Below are 15801 nucleotides of genomic sequence, written 5' to 3' on the forward strand. Positions count from 1 at the left end.
ATAGATAGCTGGCGCAGCGTCGCCGATAAAGCTTTTCCCCGTGGCGCCTACCCCTGTGCCTCAGTCCCGGTCCAGCGCATCCCGGATCAGCAGCGCGATGTGGCGCGCCTTTCGGCCCGAACCGTGCTCGATCTGGTGGCGGCAGGAAAAGCCGTTGGCGATCAGGGGTGCGTCGTCCGGTGCGGCGCGCATGGCGGGCAGCAGGGCGATCTCGGCCATCTGCATGGAGGCATCATAATGCTCCGCCTCCAGCCCGAAGCTGCCGGCCATGCCGCAGCAGCTCGTCTCCACGATGTCGTAGGAGAAGCCGGGAATGAAGGAGAGCACCTTGCGCGTCGCCTTCATCACCCCGAACGCCTTCTGGTGGCAGTGGCCGTGCAGCACCGCCCTGGCGCCGGGAAGGGCCTTCAGCTTCAGCCGCAGCCCCCGGTTCTGGTGCTCGCGGGCGAGGAACTCCTCGAACAGATAGAGCTGCTTGCCTAGCGCGCCGATCTTCGGGCCGAGGCCGAGGCTGTAGAGCTCGTCCCGCAGCGAGAGCAGGCACGAGGGCTCAAGGCCGATGATGGGCGTGCCGGTGGCGATCTCGCTCTCGAAGGCGGCGAGCACGCGCTTTCCCTCGCTGCGCGCCTTTTCCACCATGCCGGTGGTGAGATAGGTGCGGCCGCAGCACAAGGGACGGTCCGGCTCCGCGTCGGCGGGATCGGGCTTTGCGATGCGGACACGGTATCCGGCGAAGGTCAGCACCTCGCGGGCGGCCTCCGCCACCTCCGGCTCGAAATGGTGGCAGAAGGTATCCACGAACAGGATCACGTCGCCCCGCTCCGCCAGATGCGGCGCGGCCGGCGGCGCGACATAGGCGGCGGGGGCCGGCTCCGGAATGGGGCGGCGCGCGGTGATGCCGAGGAACCACTCGGCGAGCCGGGCCATCAGCGGCACGCGGTTGCGCAGGAGAATGGCGCGGCGCAGCAGGCGGCGGTGGCGGCCGGTCCATTCCGGCACCCCGCCGAACAGACGGGTGCGCAGGGGTACGCCCTTGATCTCGTGCCTTTGCGCCAGATACTCGGTCTTGATGAGCGTCATGTCGACGGCGCTCGGGCATTCCTTCTTGCAGGCCTTGCAGGACACGCACAGGTCCATGGCGGCGTCGAGCCGGGGGTCTGCGAAGGCGGCGGCGTCGCCGCCGTCGTTCAAAGCCGTCTTGAAGGCGGCGACGCGGGCCTCGGTGGAATGGGCGCGGTCGCCGGTGATGCGATAGCTCGGGCACATCACGCCCTTGCCGGTATTCTGGCAATCGCGGCTGTGCATGCACACGGCCACGGCTTTGGCGTAGTTCCCGCCCGTGGCGGGAATGCCGGAATAGGCGTCGCCGATGCCGTAGGTGTCGTAAGCCGACCAATCCAGAAAGGTTTTCATGCCGCGCGGGTCCTTTTCACCCGCGCCCATGCAAGAGGCATACCCCCGGACACACGAAGAGCCCGGCGGCGCACGTGGGATAGGCGTGCGCCACCGGGCGCCGGCCACAGCCTGCGGGACGAGCAGGACACCTGCGGCCGGAGGGAGACGGCCCCTGTTCGGCCCGTCTCTGGATCGAAGCGGAGACGACCTGCGGGAGGTCAGAACCGCGTCGTCAGCGTGGTGAGCCAGGCCGGGGAGACCTGAACCAGCGCCGCTTCGATCCGCTTGTCGGCGCCGGTGGCGATCAAAAGGCCGACCACCACCAACACAAGACCCATAAGCGCCTTCGCCCCCTTGCCGCCGGAGATCATCCGCGAGCGCCAGCGCATCAGCGTCGGGCGCGAGAGGGTTCCGGCAAGCGCCAGCGGCAGGCCGGCGCCGAGGCCGAACAGGCCCATCACCGCCGCCACCTCGCCGAGGTTTCGGCCCTGCGCGGCGAGCACCGAGGCGGCGCCGAGCGTCGGGCCGACGCAGGGGCTCCACACCGCGCCGAGCAGCAGCCCGACGGCGAACTGGCCGCCCACCCCATCAGTTGCGAAGCCGGAGAGGTGCCGGCTGGCGAGGTCGCTCACCGGCCCGCCCGCGGTGGCGAGCCGCGTCTGCAAGGGCGGCACGGCGAGGACCGCGCCGATGCCGATCATCAGCACCGCGCCCACCATGCGGAAAGCGTCGCCTTCCAGCCCGATGGCGTAGCCGACGGTGGCGACGAACAGGCCGATGACGGTGAAGGAGAGCGTCACCCCCACCGCCAGCGCCAGCGGGGCGAGGCGGTGCTCGGCCGCTGCCGCGCCGAGCACCAGGGGCAGCAGCGGCACCACGCAGGGCGACAGGATGGAGAGCACGCCCGCGAGAAACGCGAGGCCGAGGCTGCCGAGGGCCATGGCCGCCTCAGACGCCCTTGGCCAGCAGCGCCTCGATGGACGGCTTCGCGGTATCACCCACGGAACGGCCTTCCTCGGTCTTGCCCTTGTAGACGATGAGGGTGCTTTGCGAGCGGGCGCCGAATGCCTTCACCGCATCCTTCTGGCTGTCGAAATCCACGCGGAACACCACCACGTCCTTGAATTTGGGGGTGGCCAGCAGCTCGCCGAGGATGGGGGCCTGGGCCGCGCACACCGGGCACCAGCTGGCGTGGATCTCCACGAGGATGGGCTTGCCCGCCTTCTGCGCGTCGGCAAAGGCGGCGGGCGTGTAGGCGGCATGGTCAGTTGCGGCGTGTGTGGTGGCGCCGTGTTCGGTGCCGGCGAGGGCGGATGCGCCGGCGAAAGCGGCTGCGGCGAGGGGGAGGGCGATCGCGAAGGCGAGGGTGAAACGGCGGGTGAACATGGATGGCGTCCTTCTTCCCTGGATCGGCTGCGCTTGGCCGACATGGGGCTTTTCGGGCGCCGGCCGGCGGCGGTTACCGGTGGCGACTGCCATCACGGGCAGTTGATCGGCGTTCACAGGCTCCCCCAATTCCGCTAGACCACGGTCCTGCATTCGGCCGGCGCGATCCGGCCCGGGAGGATTTTGCTCCGTGAACGATCAGGTGAAGCTCGTCCTTGCCTCCGGCTCTCCCCGCCGCCTCGCGCTGCTGAACCAGGCCGGCATCGAGCCGGACCTTCTCATGCCCGCCGATGTGGACGAGACGCCCGAGCGCGGCGAGCTGCCCCGCCGCCTCGCCCAGCGCCTGTCGCAGGAGAAGGCGAAGCTGGTGGCCGGCCGGGCCAAGGACGCCGAGATGAACGCGCTGGTGCTCGCCGCCGACACGGTGGTGGCGGTGGGCCGGCGCATCCTGCCCAAGCCGGATCTCGTGGACGAGGCGGAGGCGTGCCTGCGCCTGCTCTCCGGCCGCACCCATCGCGTCTATACCGGCGTCTGCCTCATCGATCCGCGCGGCCGCACCGCCACCCGCCTCGTCGAGACGCGGGTGCGCTTCAAGCGGCTGTCGCGCGACGAGATCAACGATTACCTCGCCTGCGGCGAGTGGCGCGGCAAGGCCGGTGGATATGCCATCCAGGGCATCGCCGGCGGCTTCGTGGTGAAGCTCGTGGGCTCCTACACCAACGTGGTCGGCCTGCCGCTTTCGGAAACCCTCGGCCTGCTGACCGGCCAGGGCTACGACGTGCGCGCCGGCTGGGTGGAGCGCGCGGCGTGAGCGCGGATACCCCCGCCAAGCCCATCCCCGCCGCCCGTCCGTGCCCCATCTGCGGCAAGCCGCCGGTGGAGCGCTACAAGCCCTTCTGCTCCAAGCGCTGCGCCGACGTGGACCTCAACCGCTGGCTGTCCGGCAGCTACGCCATCCCCGGCCGTCCCGAAGAGGACGAGGACGGGGAGAGCGGCCCGCCCGAGCGCGAATAGGCGCCCGCCGCCCCACCTTGACGGCTCCCGTTACGGCGCGCGAGGGTGCCGCAGGTCTGGCACGGGCCGGGTCTGGCAGCGGAGCGCACATCATGGCGGCGGTGGAACGGGCGGCGGCGGACATTCCTTCCTTCCGGACCCACGCCTTCATCGACGGGGCCTTCGTGCCGGCCGCCTCCGGCCGCACCTTCAGCGCGGTCAATCCCGCCACCGGCCACGCCATCGCCGAGGTCGCGGCCTGCGATGCGGAGGATGTGGACCGCGCCGTGAAGGCCGCGCGCCGCGCCTTCGAGGATCGCCGCTGGGCCGGCCAGCGCCCGCTGGAGCGCAAGCGCACCCTGCTGCGCTTCGCCGAGCTCATCCGCACCCACCGAGACGAGCTGGCCCTCACCGAGACGCTGAACATGGGCAAGCCCATCTCGGATGCCCGCGCCATCGACGTGCGCGCGGCGGCCGACTGCTTCGCCTATTACGGGGAGTGCTGCGACAAGGTGTATGGCGAGGTCGCGCCCACCACCGACGACAATCTCGCCCTCGTGCTGCGCGAGCCCCTCGGGGTCGTCGGCTGCGTGACGCCGTGGAATTTCCCCATGATCATGGCCGCCTGGAAGGTGGCGCCGGCGCTGGCCATGGGCAATTCCGTGGTGCTGAAGCCGGCGGAGGAAAGCCCGCTCACCGCGCTGCGCCTTGCCGAGCTGGCGGCGGAGGCCGGCATTCCCGCCGGGGTGTTCAACGTGGTGCCGGGGCTCGGCGTCGAGGCCGGCAAGGCGCTGGGGCTCCACATGGATGTGGACGCCATCGCCTTCACCGGTTCCACCGAGGTCGGCCGCTACTTCCTGCGCTAGTCCGCCGAGAGCAACATCAAGCGCGTGGCCCTCGAACTGGGCGGCAAGACCGCCTTCGTGGTGGCGCACGACGTGAAGGACCTCGGCGCCGTGGCCGAGGCGGTGGCCGGCGGCATCTTCTTCAATCAGGGCGAGATGTGCACGGCGGCCTCGCGGCTGCTCGTGGACAACCGCATCCGCGCCGAGCTGGTGGAGCGCGTCGCCGCGCTTGCCCCGCGTTGGATGCCGGGCGATCCGCTCGATCCCGATGCGCCGGCCGGTGCGGTGGTGAGCCGCGAGCATCAGGGCCGCATCCTCTCCGCCATCCAGGCCGGCGGCGAGAGCGGCGCACGGTTGGTGACGGGCGGCACGGCGGTGCGCACCGAGACCGGCGGCGCCTTCGTGGCACCCACGGTGTTCGATGATGTGGCCCCGTCCTCCGCGCTGGCGCAGAACGAGATCTTCGGGCCGGTGCTGTCGGTGATCGGGTTCGACGGGCTGGACGAGGCGGTGGAGATCGCCAACGGCACCATCTACGGCCTTGGCGCCTCGGTGTGGAGCGCAGACCTCGCCGCCGCCCATAAGGTGGCGCGGCGCTTCAAGGCCGGCATCGTCTATGTGAACTGCTTCGACGCCGACGACATCACAACCCCTTTCGGCGGCGTGAAGCAATCCGGCTTCGGGCGCGACAAGTCCCTCCACGCGCTGGAGAAGTATTCCGACCTCAAGACGGTGTGGACGCGGCTCTGAGGCTGGAGCGGCCCGGCTCCCCGGACAAGCGACACCGGAGGTGGAGCGCCGATCCGGGGGCCAGCGCAAAAGTCCGCCGCAGGCGCTTCAAAATCCAGCGGTTGCAGGAATTGTCCGCTGCGCGGTCGTCCTTGCGCTGGATCCCGGCTCTCCTTCCGCTGCGCTCCAGTCGGCCGGGATGCGAGACCCCTCACCGCCGCGCCAGCAGATGCACCTCTTCGGTCGCTTCCCACTGGCCCTTGAGGGCATCGGGACGGGTGACGGCATCGAGGTGCGTCACCCGATAGCCGGCGTCGTGCAGTGCGTGGACCTCCACCGAAGGCACGGAGAAGGGCGGGCCGCCGACCAGGGACTGGTCATAGACGATCGTGACCACCAGCTGCGGCACCGCCCCGGTGATGGCCGTGACATGGGCGGCATAGCGCGGGCGCATGTCGGGCGGCAGGGCGATCAGCGCGGCGCGGTCGTAGACCGCATCCACCGGGCCGAGGGTCTCGGCTTCGAGCGCGAAGATGTCGCCCTGGAAGATGTCGAGGCCGGGCGCGCTGAAGCGCAGGAGGTCGCCGGCCGCGGTGATCTCGGGCACCACCTCCAGCTCGGCGAACAGCTCCTCCACCGCGATGCGGCTCAGTTCCGCGCCGGCCACGGCGAAGCCTTGCCCCAGCAAATAGGCGATGTCCCGCGTCTTGCCGCACAGGGGCAGGAAGATGCGCGCGCCGGGCGCGAGGCCGAGGCGGTCGAGGTGCTTCACCAGATAGGCGTTGGGCTTTCCCTCGTGAAAGCCGATCTGCTTCGTCTCCCACCGCGCCTGCCAGAACCCCGGTTCCATGCCCTCGCCTCCGCTGACTCCATCACCGGTCGCAGCTTTAGCAGATCAGGCGCGCCGTGCGAGCGCGGGGGTGCCCACGGTCCCGCTTTCGCGCTAGAACCGCAGAGGTTCAACACGGAGCATCGCCATCGTGACGTCCGCCCCCCTGTCCAACTCCACCGCCCACTGGCGCGCGCTGGATGCGGCGCACCACCTGCATCCGTTCTCCGACACGAAGGCGCTGAACGCCGAGGGGGTGCGGGTCATCACGCGGGCCGAGGGGGTCTATGTCTTCGACAGCGACGGCAACAAGATCCTCGACGGCATGTCGGGCCTGTGGTGCTCGCAGGTGGGGCACGGGCGGCACGCCATCGTCGATGCCATGGCGCAGCAGCTCTACCAGCTCGATTATTACAACACCTTCTTCAAGACCACCCACCCCGCCGCGGCGGAGCTGGCGGCGGCCATCTCCGAGGTGGCGCCGGCCCATATGAACCATGTGTTCTTCACCTCCGGCGGTTCGGAGGCGGTGGACACGGTGCTGCGCATGGTCCGCCACTATTGGGCCGCGCTGGGCAAGCCCGAGAAGCACATCTTCATCTCCCGCCGCAACGGCTATCACGGCTCCACCATGGGCGGCGCCTCGCTCGGCGGTATGAAGCCCATGCATGCCCAGGGCGGCCTGCCCATTCCCGGCATCATCCACGTGGCCCAGCCCTATTGGTGGGCCGAGGGTGGCGAGATGAGCCGCGAGGATTTCGGCCTCTATGCCGCGCGCGAGGTGGCCCGCGCCATCGACGAGGCGGGGCCGGAGAATGTGGCGGCCTTCATCGGCGAGCCCATCCAGGGCGCCGGCGGCGTCATCATCCCGCCCGCCAATTACTGGCCCGAGGTGGAGAAAATCTGCCGCGAGCGCGACGTGCTGCTGATCTGCGACGAGGTGATCTGCGGCTTCGGGCGCACCGGCCGCTGGTTCGGCTGCGAATTCATGGGCGTGAAGCCGGACCTCATCACCTTCGCCAAGGGCGTGACCTCCGGATACTTCCCGCTGGGCGGCGTGATCGTCGGCGATCATTTCGCCGAAGGCTTCATCGAGCACGGCGGCGACTTCAACCACGGCTACACCTATTCCGGCCATCCCGGCGGCTGCGCCGCGGCGCTGGCCAACCTCAAGATCATGCACGAGGAAAAGCTGGTGGACCGGGTGCGGACCGATATCGGCCCCTACCTGCAGGAGCGCTGGCTGAAGCTCGCCGACCATCCGCTGGTGGGCGAGGCGCGCATGGTGGGGCTGATCGGCGCCATGGAGCTGACCCCCGACAAATCCACCCGCGCCGCCTTCGCGGCCGAGGAGGGCACGGTGGGCCTCATCTGCCGCGATTTTTCATTCAAGGAGGGGCTGGTGATGCGCGCGGTGCGCGACGGCATGATCCTGGCCCCGCCCTTCACCCTGTCGCACGAGGAGGCGGACGAACTGGTCGCCACCGCCTGGCGGGTGCTGGACCTCACCCATGCGGAGCTGATCAAGCGCGGGATGATGGTTCCCGTTCCGCGCGTGCCTGCGAAGGCCGTAGCGAGCGCCTGAGCGCGCCGCGCACGGCAAAGCCGAAGTCAAAGATGACGGCATTGGGGCGAAGGCCAAGGTTTTCGCCCCCGGTTTTCCCCAAGTCAGTCCCAGGTATTTGCAGCTCTTGGATGCTGTCGGGAACGTTTTTGCCTCGACCACTGTTTCTGATGCGATCTGAACGCAGCAGGAGAGGTAAGATGCGAAAGACGTTGCTGATGAGTACCGTGATCGCCGCCCTTGCGGCTCCCGTGATCGCTCCCGCCGCGGCCTTCGCGCAGGCCTCCACCGCCACGGGCGCGGTCGGCGGTGCCGCGGTCGGCGCGGTGGTGGGTGGCCCCGTGGGCGCGGTGGTGGGCGGCGTGGTCGGTGCCGGTGTCGGCGCGGCCGCCGAGCCCCCGCAGGAGGTGCGCACCTACGTGATGAAGGAGCGCCGCCCCTCCGTCCGCATGGAGCAGGAAGTGGTGGTGGGCCGCCAGCTCCCGCCCAGCGTGATGCTCTACGATATCCCGCAGAACAGCGAGTATGAATACACGGTGGTGAACGACCGCCGCGTCATCGTCGAGCCCAAGACCCGCAAGGTGGTCTACATCGTCGAGTGACGAAAGCGCTGGTACCGCGTCGAAGGCGCCACCCTCCGGGGTGGCGCCTTTGGCGTGTCAGGCCACCGGCGCGGAATCCGCAAACTCAGGATGCGCGGCACTGAAGGCATCGAGCCAGGCGACGAGCTTGGGATGCTCGGCCCGCCAGTCGCCGCCGAAGCGGAAATCGAACCAGCCCAGCGCGCAGGCAAGGGCGATGTCGCCCGCGTTCGGCGTGCCGGAATAGGGCTCCACCTCCATCTCCAGTGCATCGATCGCGCGCAGGCGCTTGCCGGCCTGATGCTCCAGCCAGCGCGGCTCGTGCTTCTCCTGCGGCCGGAAGCGCGTCTCATAGAGAATGAGGATGCCTGCATCCATCATCCCGTCCACGAGGGCCTCGCGGCGCAGCACCTTGATGCGCGCGGCCGGCGCGGTGGGCAGGATGCGCCCGTCGCCCGCCAGATGGTCCAGATAGGCGAGGATCACCGACGAATCGAACAGCACCTCTCCGTCATCGGCCAGCAGCGCGGGAATTTTCCCCAGCGGGTTCTGCTGGCGCAGCGTGTCGTTGGGGTCGAGCGTGTCGGCCGGCTCCAGCTGGAGCGGAATGCCGAGGATGGCAGCGGCGACGCGCACCTTGCGCACGAAGGGAGAGGTGGGGGAATGGCGGAGCAGCATGGGCGGGGGTCCGTGGGGACGGGAGGAGGGACCTTCTGGATAGCCCGGCCATGGCCATGCTGCCACGCAAAAACAACGGGATTCGGCGCAGCGTCGTCGCTACCCCGTTCTTCCGGCGCCCTCAGCCGGCTTCCGTCAGCCACGACACCCGCGCCCGCCCCTTGCCGTCCCGCGCCAGCAGGGGGGCGAGGGCGTTGAGCACGGTTTTCATCTCGTCGGCCAGCGTGAACGGCGGATTGACGATGATGAGGCCGGAACCGGAGAGCGTGTCCAGCGCGCGCACCTGCGCGAAATCCAGTTCCACGCGCAAGGTCTTGGGAAGCTTCAGACTGGCCACATCGCGGCGGAAGGCGTCCACCGCGCGCAGGTCCTTGATAGGATACCAGAGCATGAAGATGCCGGTGGCGAACCGCCGGTGCGCCGCTTCCAGCCCCGCCACCATGCGCTGGAACTCGCCGGGCTCCTCGAACGGCGGGTCCACCAGCACCACGCCGCGCCGCTCGCGCGGGGGGAGGTGCGCGGCGAGGGCCTGCCAGCCGTCCTGGGCGAGGATCTTCACCCGGCCCTCGGCGCGCGGGTCCTCGCCCACGCGCTTCTCCAGCTTCACGCGCTCTTCCTTGTTCAGCTCGCAGAACAGGAACTTGTCCTGCGGCCGCGACAGGGCGAGGGCGAGGGCCGGCGAGCCGGGATAGAGCTTGCGGCCGCCTTCGCGCAGGCCGCGCACGCAATCGAGATAGGGCGCGAGCAACGCCGCGGCGGGAGCGGAGAGGGTGCCGGCGTCCTGCGCCGCCAGCACCGCCTCGATGCCGGCATCGGCCTCGCCGGTCTTGCGGGCGTTGATGCCGTCGAGATCGTAGAGCCCGGTGCCGGCATGGGTGTCGAGCACGCGATAGGGCGCATCCTTCTTGCCGAGATAGGCGAGCACGCGGGCGAGCGCGGCGTGCTTCATGACATCGGCCGGGTTTCCGGCGTGGAAGGCGTGGCGATAATTCATCTCGGCTCGGCGATGGCGCGGAAGGGAGGGTGTGGATGGCGCGGGCAGCTGTGACGTAGCGGTATTGTGGCCCTCGTGACGCCGTGCGACCGTTCCGGCGTGACGCATGGACGCCGGGACGTCAAGCGGCAGTGCTCCACCCGCGCCCCCCGCGTCCGCAGGAGGGAAACATGAAGCCTCTCGTTTTCGCGCTGTCCCTTGTTGCCACGCTCGCGGTCGCGGTGCCCGCTTCGGCGCAGCAGGCGCCCTCCCTCGTCGGGACCTGGAAGGGGCCGAGCGACGGTGTGGGCATGGAAATGGGCTATGTGAACGCCGATTACGGCCTCGTCGTCGAGGAGCAGCGCGGCCGCTCCTTCAAGGCGAAGGTGGTCTATCCGGTGCGCGGCGGCACCAAGTCCGAGCCGGTCTTCGGCACGCTCACGCCCGATCTGAAAACCCTCTATCTCTCGGGTGACGACGGCATCCACATCGGGACGATCCAGCCCGACGGCGTGATCGACCTCTGCTATCTCGAAGCCGACGACGACGATGCGCTGGCGCTGTGCGCGCGCCTCACCAAGCAGCCCTGAAGACGGGTCGGGAACCGGCCGGCGGGTGCCCTCAATGCCCGCCGCGCACCGGCGGCATCACCATGCGCGAGAGGCGGCAGGAGCGGCGCTCCACCTCCGGGCAGGGCTGGAAGGCGAGGTCGCGGCTGAGGCACACCCGCACTTCCCGCAGCCGGCGCCGGTCGCAGTCCACCGAGATCATGCCGGCTTCCAAGCCGGGATTGGCGGCGCGGAAGGCGTTTTCCACCTCTTGCGGCGCGACCATCTTGTAGTCGTCGAGGCGGGAGAACTCTGCCGGGATGACCACCTTCGCCTTCGCCGCGCGCACCTGATCGAAATAGGCCTGGGGCGACAGGCCGGAGCAGGTGCCGTGCTTCTTCCATTCATAGATGACGAGGCGTCGGCTCGGCATCACGTCCAGCATGGAATTGACGAGCGGGTTGGGCACGTAGGGCGGCGGGTTCTGGCAATATTGCGGGAAGCCGCGCTCATATTGCGGCCATAGGCCGTGCACCACGAAGGCGTAGGGGCGGGTGAGCGAGCATTGCGGCTCGCTGTCCGCGCGCTTGCCCTGGTCCTCGCAATAGGTCGGCGACCAGGACAAGGAGAGCACATAGAAATCGAACTGGCCGGGCTGGCCCTCGGCTTGCGCAGGGCCGAAAGCCGCGAGCGCCAGCAGCAGCGCGAGACCAGCGGCGAGCCGGCCTGCGGTCGTCCGCAGGGCCTGTGCGAAAGAGGCCTGCGCCAAAGGCCGCGTCACGGACCCGCCATCTTGCAGGACGGAGCATAGGCGTAGTTGCGGTCGAGCCCGACCACGCACCATTCCACGCCCCAGGTGGCGCCTGTCCAGCCGCCGTCCTCGATGATGGAATAATAGATGACGCGCTTCTTGAGGTCGTTGGTGAAGACCGTGCCGCGGCAGTAGCGGCGCGGCTGGTATTCCTGCCCCCACGGCCGGAAAGCGATCTCGTGCACCTTCTCGAAGTCGGTGATGGAAAGGCTGGAGGCCCAGAAGCGCCGCTCGGTCTCGGCGAAGCGGGTGGCGATGAGGTCGAGCGCCTCCTGGCTGTCGCAGGCCGGTACGACGCCGGAATAGTTCGGGCCGGAGAGCCAGAAATTCAGCTCCAGCAGGTTCGCCGCCTTGGCCGGGGCGACGGACACGGGCGCAAACGCAAGAGCAGCCACGGCCGCCGTCGCGGCGATCCGGCCGATGGAGGCTCCCAAGGCCGCGCGCACGCGCTTCATCTTGCCGCCAGCCTTTTCGCCAACGGCCTTCGCGCCCAGCGCCCGCTCACCCATGGTCGTCTCCACTTCGGCCTTCCGCCCCTCCGGGCGTACCTCGGCGGGACGATGCGGCCGGGTTCGGCCGCGGTCAAGGACGCGGCGGCAACACCTTAAGAGAAAATGAACGAGCGGTTCGATGGCGCCTGTCGTGCTCTCGCCGGAAAAGACCGGCAAGCTGCCCGGGTCCGACTCGCGGGAGGAGCCCCGAATGCCGCAAACGACGCCCCACCTCGTGACCGCCGGCCGGAGCGCACCTGTGCCTTCGGGCCTGCCGCGCTTCTCCACCGGGCGGGAGGCGGCGCTGGAGATGCGGCCGGACCAGCCGGTCTATTGCTTCCGCCCGGAGGTGCTGGCGGCGGACGCCGCGGCCTTCCTCCAAGCCTTTCCGGGCAAGACCGCCTATGCGGTGAAGACCAATGGCGAGCCCATGGTGCTCGACGTGCTGGCGCGATCGGGCATCAACGCGTTCGATGTCGCCTCTCCCGCCGAGTTCGCGGCGGCGCGCGCCGCGGCGCCGGGGGCGGAGCTGTTCTACATGCACCCGGTGAAGGCGCAGTCGGACATCCGCCTCGCGCTGGAGCACTACCGCATCCGCGCCACCGCCCTCGACCATGAGGACGAGGTGGCGAAGATCCTGCGCATCGTCCGCGCGCTCGATCTCGACCCGGAAGACCTCACCTTGTTCGTGCGCATCGCCTCCAAGGGGGAGGCGGCCTACGAGCTGTCGCGCAAGTTCGGTGCGGCGCCGGGCCATGCGGCGGAGCTGCTCCAGCGCATCCATGGCCTCGGCATCCGCTGCGGCCTGTGCTTCCACGTGGGCAGCCAGGTGGAGGATGTGGACACCTATGCCCGCGCCGTCGCCACCGCCGCCGAGGTGCGCGACGCGGCAAAGGTGCCCATCTCGGTGCTCGACGTGGGCGGGGGCTTTCCCGCGACCTATGCGGTGGACCCGCGCCGGCCGGTGCCGCCCATGCCGCCGCTGGGCGAGATCGTCGGCGGGCTGATGGGGGCGGTGGAGCGGCACGGCTTTTCCGGCATTCCGCTGGTGGCGGAGCCGGGGCGGGTCATCGTCGCCCGCGCCTTCTCGGTCATCGTGCGGGTGCTGCTGAAGAAGGGGCAGCGGCTCTACATCAATGACGGGGTGTGGTCGTCCTTGTCGGATTCGTGGACCGGGAAGATCCTGCTTCCGGTGCGTCACATCCCCGATCCCGCCCGCCGCCGCCGGCCGGGGCGGGCGGACGTGACGGCGCCGTTCCGCATCTACGGCGCCACCTGTGACAGCGTGGACGTGCTCTCCCGCCCCTTCTATCTGCCGGAGAGCGTGGATACGGGCGACTGGATCGAGATCGGCCACATCGGGGCCTATTCCCTCTCTTTGCGCACCCGCTTCAACGGCTTCTACCCCGACACCTTCGTGGAGGTGACGACGCCGTTCGACGCCGGTGAGGCGCCGGACGGCTTCGCCGAGCCCGAGCGGCGAGGCTCCGTGGAGGGGTAGGCGAAAGACCGAAGGCGGGCTTCGTCTCGACAAGAGCGCCGTCATGCCCCGGCTTGTCCGGGGCATCCACCGTGCCGACAAAGCGATGTCTCGTTTCCCGATAGGCCGCCCGGCCGCTGAGTGGATCCCCCGGACAAGCCGGGGTATGACGGTCGAAAGGGATTGTGAGGTCCCGGCCCTAGAACCAGATCTTCTGGGTCTCGCGGCCCTTGTAGAGGTCGGCGACATACGCGCCGTAGCCGTTGAAGAGCTCGGTCGGCACGCGCTGGCCGGTGGCGATGTCCTCTTCGGTCGCCTGGCTCCAGCGCGGGTGCGGCACCTTGGGGTTCACATTGGCCCAGAAGCCGTATTCGGACCCCTGAAGCTGCTCCCAGAAGCTCACCGGCTGCTTGTCGGTGAAGGTGAAGCGGACGATGCCCTTGATGGATTTGAAGCCGTATTTCCACGGCAGCACCAGCCGGAGCGGCGCGCCGAACTGGTTGGGCGCGGGCTTGCCGTAGACACCGGTGACGAGGAAGGCGAGTTCGTTGGTCGCCTCTTCCAGCGTCAGGCCTTCCACGTAGGGCCACGTATAGCGGAAGTCCCGCTGGTTGGGCGCCACCTTGGGATCGAGGAAGGTCTCCATCTTGATGTATTTCGCGCCCGAGGTGGGGGCGGCGAGGGCCACGAGATCCTTCATGGGAAAGCCCGTCCACGGCACCGCCATGGACCACGCCTCGACGCAGCGGTGGCGATAGAGGCGCTCCTCGAACTTCACTTTCTTGAACAGGTCGTCGATGCCCATTTCCTGGGGCTTCTCCACCAGCCCGTCGATCTTCACCAGCCACGGCCGGCGCTGGAAGCGCGTCATGGAGGGGCCGACGACCTTGCCGTAGCTGAACTCGTAATAATTGTTCACGAGGCTCGACTTCGCCTCCGGCGTCACCGGCCGCTCAAGCGTGTAGCGGGGGTTGCGGGGGGCGGGGTAAAGGCTGGCCGAGGGGTCGGGAATGTCGCCGACGCGCTGGGCTGCGGCAGGGCTGGAGAGCGTCCCGGCGCCGAGGCCGGCGAGGAGCATCGCCCCCGCGCCCATGGCCTGGCGGCGGTTGAGATAGACGTCCTCCGGCGTTGCCGCCGATTCGGGGAGTTCCCAGCCGCGCCTTGATCTGATGAGCATTCAGTGTCCTCCGTCGCGGCGCCAAGATCGGGGCGGGGGGACGAAGGGGCAAGTCACACAGGCGTGTCTCACACGGGCGTGTCTTACGCGCCGGTGTGAGTCCTCTCCCGTGGGCTCACTGGGGGGCGGCGGCGGATTGCTCGAGGGTCAGCGTCGCGCCGGCGATGGAAACGCTGAGGCCGCTGTCGGACGATACGCTGAGGGGTTGCAGCGTCACCTGCTTGGTGGCGTCGTCGGAGGCGAGCATGTTGGCGGAGAAGCCCGGGCCGAGGGAGAAGCCGGTGGAGATGCCGACATATTTCCCGGCCAGCGCGCCGGGCGCGACCGCCGGAGAGGTGGCGATCACCGCCCACAGCATGCTGGCCTGATCGGACACGCCGAAGTCGAGCCCGATCCGCTCCATGGTGCCGCTGTAATAGTGATTGACTCCCATGGAGGGCCGGTACTCGCATTTCACGGAGCGGGAAGAGCCGAAGCCGTAGCCGGTGGCGAAGGCGCTGCGGCATTCCAGCAGGCCGGCCGCCACCTGGGGCATCGCCGGGCCGCCGAAGGCCGGCGCCAGCATGGCGGCGAGGCCGGCGCCGCAAAGCGCGACCGCCACCGAACGAGACAGAAACCTGGACATGCCGAACCCCTCCGCACAGGGATGGCGCCTCGGCGGGACCATGTCGTCCGGCCGAGGCAAAGCTCACTCTGCCACGAAGGCTGCGGCCCTTTTATGGTGGGTCGCGAAATACCTTCAGTTCGGCAGCAGAATCAGGGTGAGGTCGGCGATGCCGGCCGCGACGTCGGCGCCCACCATGCCCTCCACCGAAATGGTCTGTAGGGCGATCTGGTTGCTGGAGCCGCCGAGCAGCACGTTGGCGCCCGCGCCGATGGTCCAGGCGGCATCCGCCGAGACGCCGATATAGCTGCCGGCGATGTCGCTCGGGTTGGGCCGGGCGGTGGGGGCGAACACGGCCCAGGCGAGGGTGTCGGCGGCGAGCACGCCGAGATCGATGCCGAAGCGGGAGATGGTGCCCTTGTAGCGCGACAGCACCACATAGGGCTGCGCCGCATTGTCCCGGAATTCGCAGGCCGCCTCGCGCATGGAGCCGAGCACGAAGCCGATGGACGGCGCCACCTTGCACACCAGCATGCCGGACTGGACCAGCGGTCCGGTCGGGGGCGGGGGAAGCTGGACCGGCGGGAGGGGCTGGGCGGCAGCCGGAATCGCGGCGGCGAGGACGGTCGAGGCAGCAAGAAGGGCGGCGGCGATGGTGGCGCGCATGGACAATCCCCCGGATGGCGACGCTCGAGAGGTACGTCGTCGGGGAGTCCC

17 protein-coding genes and 1 pseudogene are annotated in these 15801 nt (G+C 69.3%); 7 read left to right on the forward strand and 11 right to left on the reverse strand.

The annotated features are described in order from the left end of the window. Positions 1–60: 60 nt before the first annotated feature. From ACE3QW_RS23145 to ACE3QW_RS23155, 3 genes are all read right to left on the reverse strand, one after another. Positions 61–1413 carry a (Fe-S)-binding protein gene (locus tag ACE3QW_RS23145; protein WP_374254299.1) on the reverse strand — a complete coding sequence of 451 codons (1353 nt, stop codon included), beginning with the start codon at positions 1411–1413 and terminating at the stop codon, positions 61–63. A gap of 200 nt (positions 1414–1613) precedes the next feature. Further along, positions 1614–2336, reverse strand: a complete 723-nt coding sequence (locus tag ACE3QW_RS23150; protein WP_374254301.1) for a cytochrome c biogenesis CcdA family protein — start codon at positions 2334–2336, stop codon at positions 1614–1616. A 7-nt stretch (positions 2337–2343) separates the two neighbouring features. Continuing rightward, the gene (locus ACE3QW_RS23155; protein ID WP_374254302.1) at positions 2344–2781 is read right to left on the reverse strand and encodes a thioredoxin family protein; all 438 of its coding nucleotides are present in this window, start codon (positions 2779–2781) and stop codon (positions 2344–2346) included. A gap of 190 nt (positions 2782–2971) precedes the next feature. On the opposite strand from ACE3QW_RS23155, the gene ACE3QW_RS23160 reads away from it, so the two are divergent. The 3 genes and pseudogenes from ACE3QW_RS23160 to ACE3QW_RS23170 all read left to right on the forward strand — a co-directional run bounded on the left by ACE3QW_RS23160 (position 2972) and on the right by ACE3QW_RS23170 (position 5369). Beyond that, positions 2972–3592: a Maf-like protein gene (locus tag ACE3QW_RS23160; protein WP_029557100.1), complete on the forward strand. Its 621-nt coding sequence runs from the start codon at positions 2972–2974 to the stop codon at positions 3590–3592. Beyond that, complete coding sequence (yacG, locus tag ACE3QW_RS23165; RefSeq protein WP_024277474.1) at positions 3589–3795, forward strand: DNA gyrase inhibitor YacG; 207 nt, start codon at positions 3589–3591, stop codon at positions 3793–3795. Before ACE3QW_RS23160 ends, yacG begins: the two co-directional genes overlap by 4 nt. A gap of 92 nt (positions 3796–3887) precedes the next feature. After that, positions 3888–5369: pseudogene (locus ACE3QW_RS23170) on the forward strand (aldehyde dehydrogenase). A gap of 190 nt (positions 5370–5559) precedes the next feature. Here the strand turns inward: ACE3QW_RS23170 and tmpT are convergent. Then, a complete protein-coding gene (tmpT, locus tag ACE3QW_RS23175) occupies positions 5560–6198 on the reverse strand; it encodes a thiopurine S-methyltransferase (protein WP_374254303.1) in 639 nt (212 codons plus the stop codon). 130 nt (positions 6199–6328) lie between these two features. Here tmpT and ACE3QW_RS23180 point away from each other — a divergent pair, with 130 nt between their 5' ends. Further along, entirely contained in the window at positions 6329–7762 is a 1434-nt protein-coding gene (locus ACE3QW_RS23180) for an aspartate aminotransferase family protein (protein WP_374254305.1), read from the forward strand. Between the two features lie 179 nt (positions 7763–7941). Then, positions 7942–8343, forward strand: a complete 402-nt coding sequence (locus tag ACE3QW_RS23185) for a DUF1236 domain-containing protein (RefSeq protein ID WP_374254307.1) — start codon at positions 7942–7944, stop codon at positions 8341–8343. Positions 8344–8400: 57 nt separating this feature from the next. Here ACE3QW_RS23185 and ACE3QW_RS23190 read toward each other — a convergent pair whose 3' ends face one another. Beyond that, complete coding sequence (locus tag ACE3QW_RS23190; protein WP_374254309.1) at positions 8401–9000, reverse strand: glutathione S-transferase family protein; 600 nt, start codon at positions 8998–9000, stop codon at positions 8401–8403. Between the two features lie 121 nt (positions 9001–9121). Next, positions 9122–9994, reverse strand: coding sequence for a 23S rRNA (adenine(2030)-N(6))-methyltransferase RlmJ (locus ACE3QW_RS23195; protein WP_374254311.1), 873 nt, complete (start codon positions 9992–9994; stop codon positions 9122–9124). A gap of 170 nt (positions 9995–10164) precedes the next feature. On the opposite strand from ACE3QW_RS23195, the gene ACE3QW_RS23200 reads away from it, so the two are divergent. Beyond that, positions 10165–10563, forward strand: coding sequence for a hypothetical protein (locus ACE3QW_RS23200; RefSeq protein ID WP_029557107.1), 399 nt, complete (start codon positions 10165–10167; stop codon positions 10561–10563). A 31-nt stretch (positions 10564–10594) separates the two neighbouring features. On the opposite strand, the gene ACE3QW_RS23205 is transcribed toward ACE3QW_RS23200, so the two are convergent. Together ACE3QW_RS23205 and ACE3QW_RS23210 are read right to left on the reverse strand one after the other, a co-directional pair. Then, positions 10595–11302, reverse strand: coding sequence for a ribonuclease T (locus tag ACE3QW_RS23205; RefSeq protein WP_374254313.1), 708 nt, complete (start codon positions 11300–11302; stop codon positions 10595–10597). Next, a complete protein-coding gene (locus tag ACE3QW_RS23210) occupies positions 11299–11787 on the reverse strand; it encodes a hypothetical protein (protein ID WP_051460770.1) in 489 nt (162 codons plus the stop codon). The genes ACE3QW_RS23205 and ACE3QW_RS23210 overlap by 4 nt, the downstream gene beginning before the upstream one ends. Before the next feature lie 307 nt (positions 11788–12094). Here ACE3QW_RS23210 and ACE3QW_RS23215 point away from each other — a divergent pair, with 307 nt between their 5' ends. After that, positions 12095–13324: an ornithine decarboxylase gene (locus ACE3QW_RS23215; protein ID WP_374254362.1), complete on the forward strand. Its 1230-nt coding sequence runs from the start codon at positions 12095–12097 to the stop codon at positions 13322–13324. 178 nt (positions 13325–13502) lie between these two features. On the opposite strand, the gene msrP is transcribed toward ACE3QW_RS23215, so the two are convergent. The 3 genes from msrP to ACE3QW_RS23230 form a co-directional block, all read right to left on the reverse strand. Further along, complete coding sequence (gene msrP / locus ACE3QW_RS23220) at positions 13503–14480, reverse strand: protein-methionine-sulfoxide reductase catalytic subunit MsrP (RefSeq protein ID WP_374254315.1); 978 nt, start codon at positions 14478–14480, stop codon at positions 13503–13505. Positions 14481–14595: 115 nt separating this feature from the next. Next, positions 14596–15105 carry a DUF992 domain-containing protein gene (locus ACE3QW_RS23225; protein WP_374254316.1) on the reverse strand — a complete coding sequence of 170 codons (510 nt, stop codon included), beginning with the start codon at positions 15103–15105 and terminating at the stop codon, positions 14596–14598. 114 nt (positions 15106–15219) lie between these two features. Further along, a complete protein-coding gene (locus tag ACE3QW_RS23230) occupies positions 15220–15750 on the reverse strand; it encodes a DUF992 domain-containing protein (RefSeq protein WP_374254318.1) in 531 nt (176 codons plus the stop codon). Positions 15751–15801 lie beyond the last annotated feature (51 nt).

Source organism: Xanthobacter sp., from assembly GCF_041911315.1.
Classification (GTDB): Bacteria; Pseudomonadota; Alphaproteobacteria; order Rhizobiales; family Xanthobacteraceae; genus Xanthobacter; species Xanthobacter aminoxidans.

Excerpts from the sequence above, each read along its gene's own strand:
- tmpT (WP_374254303.1), bottom strand. The coding sequence starts at position 6,198 with ATGGAACCGGGGTTCTGGCAGGCGCGGTGGGAGACGAAGCAGATCGGC.
- ACE3QW_RS23200 (WP_029557107.1), top strand. The coding sequence starts at position 10,165 with ATGAAGCCTCTCGTTTTCGCGCTGTCCCTTGTTGCCACGCTCGCGGTC.
- ACE3QW_RS23195 (WP_374254311.1), bottom strand. The coding sequence starts at position 9,994 with ATGAATTATCGCCACGCCTTCCACGCCGGAAACCCGGCCGATGTCATG.
- msrP (WP_374254315.1), bottom strand. The coding sequence starts at position 14,480 with ATGCTCATCAGATCAAGGCGCGGCTGGGAACTCCCCGAATCGGCGGCA.
- ACE3QW_RS23150 (WP_374254301.1), bottom strand. The coding sequence starts at position 2,336 with ATGGCCCTCGGCAGCCTCGGCCTCGCGTTTCTCGCGGGCGTGCTCTCC.
- ACE3QW_RS23190 (WP_374254309.1), bottom strand. The coding sequence starts at position 9,000 with ATGCTGCTCCGCCATTCCCCCACCTCTCCCTTCGTGCGCAAGGTGCGC.
- ACE3QW_RS23155 (WP_374254302.1), bottom strand. The coding sequence starts at position 2,781 with ATGTTCACCCGCCGTTTCACCCTCGCCTTCGCGATCGCCCTCCCCCTC.
- ACE3QW_RS23210 (WP_051460770.1), bottom strand. The coding sequence starts at position 11,787 with ATGAAGCGCGTGCGCGCGGCCTTGGGAGCCTCCATCGGCCGGATCGCC.
- ACE3QW_RS23145 (WP_374254299.1), bottom strand. The coding sequence starts at position 1,413 with ATGAAAACCTTTCTGGATTGGTCGGCTTACGACACCTACGGCATCGGC.
- ACE3QW_RS23230 (WP_374254318.1), bottom strand. The coding sequence starts at position 15,750 with ATGCGCGCCACCATCGCCGCCGCCCTTCTTGCTGCCTCGACCGTCCTC.
- ACE3QW_RS23185 (WP_374254307.1), top strand. The coding sequence starts at position 7,942 with ATGCGAAAGACGTTGCTGATGAGTACCGTGATCGCCGCCCTTGCGGCT.
- ACE3QW_RS23225 (WP_374254316.1), bottom strand. The coding sequence starts at position 15,105 with ATGTCCAGGTTTCTGTCTCGTTCGGTGGCGGTCGCGCTTTGCGGCGCC.